Genomic DNA, 235 nt, shown 5'->3' with positions numbered 1-235 from the left:
ATGGGAATCGTGATTTCCTCAGGATCTTTGTACACGCTTTCGCTCACTAATATCCGAATCCTAGGAGCCAACACTCCAATTGGTGGTGTAGGCTTCATCCTTGGTTGGAACTTTATCTTTCTTGGGTTTTGGAAGTAATGCAGTATCCATTTAGCATTAGCTTGACATTTGCGTAGGAATCTTTAAATTCATCCTCAGACTGCTAACTAATGATGACATCTGCCCTACTCTCTGC

The 235-nt window shown here is 42.1% G+C and carries 1 protein-coding gene; it reads left to right on the top strand.

The window, feature by feature from the left end:
* Positions 1–138: a DUF423 domain-containing protein gene (locus I5349_RS14090; protein ID WP_226391395.1), complete on the top strand. Its 138-nt coding sequence runs from the start codon at positions 1–3 to the stop codon at positions 136–138.
* Positions 139–235 lie beyond the last annotated feature (97 nt).

The organism is Penaeicola halotolerans, from assembly GCF_016464625.1.
In the GTDB taxonomy this organism is placed as follows: Bacteria; Bacteroidota; Bacteroidia; order Cytophagales; family Cyclobacteriaceae; genus Penaeicola; species Penaeicola halotolerans.
This window is presented reverse-complemented; position numbering and strand designations above follow the sequence as displayed.